This window comes from Mycobacteriales bacterium (assembly GCA_035995165.1).
Taxonomy (GTDB): Bacteria; Actinomycetota; Actinomycetes; order Mycobacteriales; family CADCTP01; genus CADCTP01.
This window is the reverse complement of sequence record DASYKU010000149.1, coordinates 1-2,490: the sequence shown is the minus strand read 5'-3', so window position 1 is coordinate 2,490 and position 2,490 is coordinate 1. Positions and strand designations below refer to the sequence as shown.

Genomic DNA, 2,490 nt, shown 5'->3' with positions numbered 1-2,490 from the left:
CCAGAAATGGGTCCAGCAGGCCGACGGGTCACTGCGCAACCCGCAGTCCGGCCGCTGCCTGGACTCCCCCAGCGGCGCCACCGCCAACGGCACCCGGCTGCAGATCTTCGACTGCAACGGCTCGGCCGCGCAGAAGTTCGCCCTGACCTGACCGGCGTTCCGCGCCCGGCCGGTGGTCGGCGCGGAATCCGGGGGAAATTGTCGGGGGGTGGGGGCAGGATGCGCGGCATGACAGTGACAGCACGCCGGACCGTCACGGTGCTGGACGCGGCCGACATCGTGAAGGTCTCCGAGTTCTACGCCGCGCTGACCGGTTGGGAGTTCGCCGACAAGGACGACGACTGGATCACGCTGAAGACCGGCGACGGTCAGTACGTCGCATTCCAGCTCGCTCCGGACCACATCCCGCCGCAGTGGCCGGGGCAGGAACATCCGCAGCAGTACCACCTCGACCTCTACGTGGCCGATCCGGAAGCGGCGGCCGGGAAGGCGGTCACGCTCGGCGCCACCCGGCTCGGCGCGGGCGCGGCCTGGGTGACGCTGGCCGACCCGGCCGGGCACCCCTTCGACCTCTGCCGCAAGGACGACGCGGGGGACGAGATCTCGCTGTTCACGGCGACGATCGACGCGCCGGACGCGGCCGGGCTGGCCCGGTTCTACGCCGACCTGACCGGTATGGAGGTGACGTACGAGGGGCCGGAGGGCGCGCTCATCGCCGGGGACGGACGGAACCTGATGTTCCAGCAGATCGCCGACTACACGCCGCCGCAGTGGCCGGACCCCGCGCACCCGCAGCAGGGGCACACCGACGTCTTCATCGACGACCTCGACGCCGGCGAGGCCCGGGCGCTGGAGCTGGGCGCGACCCGGCTGCCGGGCCAGGGCCGGGACTTCCGGGTCTACGCCGACCCGGCCGGGCATCCGTTCTGCCTCTGCATCTGGCCCTCTTCAGAAAACTGACGCCCGCCACCAGGTTCGTGGCCCGGATCGGCCCCCTGGAGCGGGGTTTCTCACTCCAGGGGGCGGCTCTCCGTCAGCGCCACGTCGGCGCCGACCGAGGTCGGGGCGTGAGGTAAGACGCCGAGAGCGGGGTGGAGTCGCGGCCCGGGGATGCGGGGACAGCACCTCACCGCCGGCCGACCCCGAGGGGCCGACCGGCGGTGAGGAGAGCGGGAGCTAGAGGCCGGAGCGGGCCGCGGTGGCCCCCTCCTCCACGGCGGAGTCGAAGTCGCTCGCCGGCTCCGACACCCGGCGCCGCGGCATCAGCAGCAGTGCGATGGCCGAGAACGCGCAGCAGCCGACGATGTACCAGCTGATCCAGGTGCTCGATCCGGTGTGCTTGAGGATCGCGGTCGCGATCAGCGGTGCCGGTCCGCCGGCGATCACCGAGGCGAGCTGGTAGCCGATGCCGGCGCCGCTGTAGCGCAGGTTGGTGCCGAAGCTCTCGGCGATCAGCGCCGCCTGCGGGCCGTACTGGACGTCGTGCACGACCAGCGACAGCACGATCGCCAGCAACACCAGGCCGCCGGTCTTCGTGTTCAGTAACCCGAAGTAGGGGAAGGCGAAGATCGCCGTCCCCGCGATCCCGATGGCGTACGTCTTCCGCCGGCCGATCAGGTCGGAGATGTGGCCGAACAGCGGGACCGTGATGAGACCGACGGCGGCGGCCACGAGCGTGTAGTTGAGCAGGTCGCCCCGCGCCAACCCCAGCTTCGTCGTCCCGTACGTCAGCACGAAGGTGATGAACAGGTAGAACGGCGCCTGCTCCGACATCCGCACGAAGGCCGAGGTCAGGATCTCCAGCGGCTGGGTCTTGATGACCTCCCAGACCGGCTGCCGGTGCACGACCTGCTGCTTCTTCACCTCGGCGAAGGCCGGGCTCTCCAGCACCTTGAGCCGGACGTAGAGGCCGATGCCGACGAGCACGATGCTGAGCAGGAACGGGACCCGCCAGCCCCAGCTGTCGAACGCGTCCTCGGACGTCGTGCCCTGCATCAGCTTGACCATGCCGGTGGACAGCAGCAGCCCCAGCGGCACACCCAGCTGCGGGTAGCTGGCCATCAGGCCGCGGCGGCGCTGCGAGCCCCACTCCATCGACAGCAGCACCGAGCCGCCCCACTCGCCGCCCACGCCGATGCCCTGCAGGATGCGCAGCACGACCAGCAGGATCGGCGCGGCCAGGCCGATCGAGTTGCGCCCCGGCAGCAGACCCATCAGGAACGTCGAGATGCCCATCAGCATCAGCGTCGTGACGAGGGTGGACTTGCGGCCGATCCGGTCGCCCACGTGGCCGAAGATCGCGGCGCCGATGGGCCGGGCCCCGAAACCGACGAACTGGACCGCGAACGAGGCCAGGATGCCCGAGTAATTCGAGCCGTTCGGGAAGAACAGGTGCGGGAAGACGAGCGCCGCGATCGTGCCGTAGAGGAAGAAGTCGTACCACTCGATCGTGGTGCCGATGGTGCTGGCGATGACGGCGCGGCGGCGTTG

The 2,490-nt window shown here is 70.4% G+C and carries 3 protein-coding genes; 2 read left to right on the top strand and 1 reads right to left on the bottom strand.

The window, feature by feature from the left end:
* Together VGP36_24530 and VGP36_24525 are read left to right on the top strand one after the other, a co-directional pair.
* Positions 1–151, top strand: a 151-nt coding sequence (locus VGP36_24530) for an RICIN domain-containing protein (protein HEV7657880.1), incomplete at its 5' end; no start/stop codon positions are given.
* Positions 152–228: 77 nt separating this feature from the next.
* Positions 229–960: a VOC family protein gene (locus VGP36_24525; protein HEV7657879.1), complete on the top strand. Its 732-nt coding sequence runs from the start codon at positions 229–231 to the stop codon at positions 958–960.
* Positions 961–1,176: 216 nt separating this feature from the next.
* On the opposite strand, the gene VGP36_24520 is transcribed toward VGP36_24525, so the two are convergent.
* Positions 1,177–2,490: MFS transporter (locus VGP36_24520; protein ID HEV7657878.1), on the bottom strand; the 1,314-nt coding region annotated here is incomplete at its 5' end.